This is a genomic window from Dialister sp. CAG:357 (genome assembly GCF_000435155.1).
In the GTDB taxonomy this organism is placed as follows: Bacteria; Bacillota; Negativicutes; order Veillonellales; family Dialisteraceae; genus Dialister; species Dialister hominis.
In genome coordinates this window covers 1-5,135 of sequence record NZ_FR896349.1, presented here as the reverse complement: position 1 = coordinate 5,135, position 5,135 = coordinate 1, and the positions used below count along the sequence as shown (strand labels likewise).

Genomic DNA, 5,135 nt, shown 5'->3' with positions numbered 1-5,135 from the left:
TTTAGTGTTCAATTTCATTCTACAATTTACGGAAAGATAAATATTTGCTCTTTACAAAAATTTTTGGACAGCGTATACTATGTCCAACCTCAAGTATGAACTAATTTCACAGCACGATTCTCCAAGTGCATGAAAGACTGGGAACGGAAGCGAGTGACAAGGCTTTTCTTCAGAGAGCTGCCGTATGGTGAAAGGCAGCGTAAGGTCCTCACAAAGTCGTCCGGGAGTTCTGGATCTGATATTTAATGTAGGATGCAGCGTTTGGCAGCGTTAGAAGGCCTTCGAGTATAGTGCGAGGTGGTACCGCGTAAAGGTTTACGCCCTGGTTAGTCTTTTCAGACTGATCAGGGCGTTTTTTGCGTAGAATGGAAGAAGAGTAGAAAGCGGTCATGTGAGGAAACAATTTCTTAGAAAGTGTCTTGCGAAAGGGGATATTACTATGGGTATGTTTAAAGGTAGTTACAAAAAAGCAGCAGCGGCAGGTTTAGCAGCCCTGGTTTTGACTGGCCTGATGGCCGGGTGCGGCATGTCTTCGGGTGGAGACAAGAAAGCGGGCGGCGCAGCCGGACAGAAAGTGGAACTGAAACTGGCTTACCAGCTTCCTTCCGATCATCATTTGTCCAAGAGCATCGAAAAGTTCGCCAAGGAGGTCAATGAACGTTCCAAAGGTTCCATTGACGTCAAAGTCTACCCGGCAGGCCAGCTTTACAATGATCAGAACATGAATGACGCACTGATGAGCGGCGGCCTCGATATCGGCATGAATTCGACGGCACGCTGGTCCATGGTTGTCCCGGCTATGAAGGTTCTGGATCTTCCTTTCGTCCTCACATCTTACCAGGCAGTCGATAACGCTCTGGACGGAGACCTGGGCAAAGCACTCTCCGAACAGCTGGAAAAGAAGGGCGTACGCCCGCTGATCTGGGCTGACTATGGTTACGTCCAGTTCACGGATAATGTAAGGCCGCTGGAAAAACCGGAAGATTTCCAGGGACTGAAGATGCGTTCCTATTCCGAAATTTCCGCTGACGTGCTGAAAGCCCTCGGTGCATCCCCGACGACCATGAGCTCCTCGGAAGTATACATGGGTATCAAGAACGGCACGATCGACGGCCAGTCCTCCGGACAGACGGCAATCCTGTCCCGCAAGATTTATGAAGTTTCCAAGTACATGACAGTCGCCAACAGCTCCTATGTCGAATACCTCGTTGCCATCAATGCGAACTCCTGGAAGAAACTGAGCCCGGATCAGCAGAAGATCATCACCGACGTTTCCAAGGAAATCCAGAATGAAATCCGCGAGGAAACCAAGGCAGAAGATCAGGAGTGCATCAAGGAACTGGAAGAAAAGGGCATGCAGGTCTATGTCGTTCCGCAGGATCAGATCCACCTCTGGCAGGAAGCTACCGCTCCTGTAGTCGCAGCCTTTGAACAGGAACAGGGCGCTGAAGGCAAGCAGCTCGTAGAAGACTGCCTGAAAGCCAGCCAGGCAGCACAGAAGTAATTTCCTTTCGTCATTTTCTCGGATGCCCCGGGGTGACCGGGGTTTTCCTTTTTCCGCCTCTGGCGGAGCCTTGCGAAAAGGAGGGCTGGCTCTTGCGTACGATTTATCATTACTTCGACAAACTTCTGGGTTATGTGACCTATACGGCAGCCGCTGTATCCGGGCTGGCGATCCTTTTGACAGCATTCATGATCTGTTATGAAATCATCGCCCGCAGCGTTTTCGGAAGCCCCACTGTCTGGGTCATGGAAATATCCACATACTTCCTCATTTTCGCCGGATTCCTCGGCATGGCATACACCATGAGGAAGAACGGCCACATCTGCGTCGATTTCCTCTACGCGCGTTTTTCCAGAAATGTCAGACGCGTACTGGATATCTTCACCTCGGCGCTTTCACTCTTTGCCATGTACGTCTGCGTCACTGAATCGACGAACTACATGCTGATGAGCTACGACATGGGCATCGTATCCCCGTCGCTCCTCCGCGTGCCGCTCTGGATTCCGCAGACCGCCATGGTCGTCGGTTTCACGCTTCTTTTCCTGGAAATACTGAACCATCTCCTCCGGGATTTCTTTGATGACGGGAAGGAGGAAAAATTATGATACTCGCAGGATTTTCCTTATTCATCATTTTCCTCCTCGTTATCGGCATGCCGGTCGCCTTCACGCTTTCCGTCGCAGGGATCCTGGGCATCATCCAGTTCGTGGATGTTTCCTTCCTCTCGCAGGTGCCGGTCATCGCGTACAAGACGCTGGACTCCTACGTCCTGACGTCCGTTCCGCTCTATATCCTCATGAGCCAGATCATGCTGACGGGCCGCGTGGGAAGCGGACTTTTCGAACTCGGCAGCAAGTGGATGGGCCACCTCCCCGGCGGCCTTGGCATCGCGACCATCTTCGCCTGCGCCATCTTTGCTGCAATTTCCGGATCTTCCGTCGCTACCGCCGTCACCATCGGCGCTATGGCCATTCCGGAAATGCTGAAGCGCGGCTATGACAGGAAACTCGTCGTCGGCTCCGTTGCCGCAGGCGGCACGCTCGGCATCCTGATCCCGCCGTCCATTCCGATGATTCTGTACGGCACGATCACCGATGAATCCGTCGGCAAGCTCTTCATGTCCGGCGTCGTACCGGGCGCGCTCCTGACGGTCCTCTTCATCTGCTACATCGTCTTTGCTTCCTGGGACAAACCGAGAGAACCAAGATCTTCTCATGCTGAAAAGATGAAGTCCCTCCGTGAAAACATCTGGGGACTCTTCCTTCCGGTCATCATCATCGGCGGCATCTACACCGGCATCTTCACACCGACTGAAGCCGCTGCTGTCGGCACCGTCTATGCACTGGCCATCACATTCTTCGTTTACAGAAGCGTCACCATCCAGGATATGCCGGCCATCCTCCGCGCGACCATCAAGACATCCTGCATGATCTTCTCCATCATGATCGGCGCCATGCTCTTCGGCTACATCCTGACTATCCTGCAGGTACCGCAGGCACTCATGAGACTCGTCACCGAAGGTGACCTGAACCGCTGGATCGTCATGCTGGGCATCAACATCATGCTGCTGATTCTTGGCTGCGTACTGGAAACCGTATCCATCATCCTCATTATCCTTCCGATGCTCTATCCGATCATCAAGGCGCTCGGCTTCGACCCCATCTGGTTCAACGTCGTCCTCCTGATCAACATGGAACTCGCCCTCATCACGCCGCCAGTCGGCATGAACCTCTTCGTCATCAAGGGGATCAGCGAAGACAGCTCCATCCAGGACATCATCGCAGGCGCTGCGCCATTTGCAGCTATCATGGTATTTGAAATCCTCCTCCTCTGCTTCGTTCCGGAAATCGCCACCTGGCTTCCTTCCGTACTGAAGTGACGGGATAAGAAAAGGAATAGAAAAGAGCCAAAGAAAACAATCATTTTCAATGGCTCTTTTTTTGTTCCGTTTTTGGAAATGGGGATGATTGAAGATTGAAATGCGTTAAAGGCTTTCCAAAGTTGGTATTTGATATGTTCATGTTTTCTGCATATAATAAAAACAAAAACAAGAAGATGAATTAATTTGTAAATTATTGCATAAATTATACAATTATCCTTCGCTTTGCTCTTGTGAATACGCTAAAAGAAAACCGAAATAGATACGCTTTTCTTTAATGAGCCACTAATAATTTGAGCAAAAACGGAGGTTTACATTTACAAAAATGCCCATTTTTGTAAATGAGATTTTTTCATTTACAAAAAAGCCACTTTTTGTAAATGAAATTGAGGGGAATTGTTCACGGGATTCAGAGGGAAATGAGGCAGGTGAATATTATGAAATATGAATCTTTATCCAAAATATATTATGTATCGCCTGATAATTATATGAAGGAATATACTTCAAGGTTTATGTTTCCATATTCGATGCACCTTGGTATCAGAATCCGGCAGTATAACAGAAAGCATGATTTTGAGGCGTTTTTTTATTATCCGAATGAGATTGCGATTCTTCTGGAAAAAATTCACAAATCTTATGAAGAGTTTCTTGCTGTTGAAAGTCAGGTGCCTCCGGTTGTATTGCATCAATTTTCCCTTCTGAGTATCTTGGACGAAGTAAAGTCTACAAATGATATTGAAGGGGTAAGAAGTACAAGGAAAGAAATAAGAGAAATCATCGATGGCGTACAACCGAGATCGGGCCGGCTGGAAAGCATCGTCAATAAATATATAAGCTTAATGACTGATACGGAGATCGATTTCAATACCTGCCAGGATATAAGGAATTTCTTTGACGATTTTGCTCATAAGGAAATTTCGAAAGAAAATCCCAATCGTCAATTAGACGGGGAAATCTTCCGGAAGGATCCGGTAGATATAGCGTCGGCTGCGGGCAAGACAATTCATCAGGGGCTGTTTCCTGAAAGTGTCATTATATCGACGATGAATGAGGCTTTGAAAATCCTGCATCGTGAGGATATCCTGGTACTCGTAAGACTTGGCTTATTCCATTACTTCTTCGCGTATATCCATCCATTTTATGATGGAAATGGAAGAACCGATAGGTTTATCACGTCGTATTTCCTGGGGAAATTTTTCCAGACGATACCCGCTTTACGGTTGTCCGTTTATATACAGAAGAATAAAAAGAAGTATTATGACCTGTTTTCTGAAGCTGACAGTGAGATCAACCGCGGCGATCTGACACCATTTATCATTGGGTTTCTGGAAATTATCCACGGTACAGTACTCGATACGATTGGTCTTTTGAGACGGAAAAATGATCAGCTGAATAAATACAAGAATCAAATCGAGAAACTGGGGCTGGAAGATGAACTGCTCAGCGGAATGTATTACATACTGCTTCAGGCGGCTTTATTCTATGGCCAGGGAGTCAGTATTTCGGACCTGATGCAGATCACCGGGAAATCCAGAGGAACGATGCAAAAACGGATGGAAAAGATTCCTGAGGAACATATGCTGATTACGAAAGTCGGCAAAGTTAATTATTACAAGCTGAATTTGAAATTGTTTTCGTCTAATCGTTCATAAAACGGCAAAGGGAGCTGCGGGAAATGGTGCACATTTCTGCAGCTCTTTTTTTAATCGTAGTATTTCCGGGTTATAGGACAAAACGTGTTGGTAAAAATTT

General features: G+C 47.6%; 4 protein-coding genes. All 4 read left to right on the top strand.

Features of this window, described 5'->3' with window-relative positions; genetic code table 11:
- Positions 1-439: 439 nt before the first annotated feature.
- The 4 genes from M3200_RS00405 (at position 440) to M3200_RS00390 (ending at position 5,035) form a co-directional block, all read left to right on the top strand.
- Complete coding sequence (locus tag M3200_RS00405; RefSeq protein ID WP_022381563.1) at positions 440-1,504, top strand: TRAP transporter substrate-binding protein; 1,065 nt, start codon at positions 440-442, stop codon at positions 1,502-1,504.
- A 92-nt stretch (positions 1,505-1,596) separates the two neighbouring features.
- Entirely contained in the window at positions 1,597-2,109 is a 513-nt protein-coding gene (locus M3200_RS00400; protein ID WP_022381562.1) for a TRAP transporter small permease subunit, read from the top strand.
- Entirely contained in the window at positions 2,106-3,383 is a 1,278-nt protein-coding gene (locus M3200_RS00395) for a TRAP transporter large permease (protein WP_022381561.1), read from the top strand. Before M3200_RS00400 ends, M3200_RS00395 begins: the two co-directional genes overlap by 4 nt.
- Positions 3,384-4,090: 707 nt before the next feature.
- A complete protein-coding gene (locus M3200_RS00390) occupies positions 4,091-5,035 on the top strand; it encodes a Fic family protein (RefSeq protein ID WP_108850216.1) in 945 nt (314 codons plus the stop codon).
- Positions 5,036-5,135: the final 100 nt, after the last annotated feature.

Bases quoted from the DNA above. Each gene is read 5' to 3' on its own strand.
- M3200_RS00405 (WP_022381563.1), top strand. From the start codon at position 440: ATGGGTATGTTTAAAGGTAGTTACAAAAAAGCAGCAGCGGCAGGTTTA.
- M3200_RS00395 (WP_022381561.1), top strand. From the start codon at position 2,106: ATGATACTCGCAGGATTTTCCTTATTCATCATTTTCCTCCTCGTTATC.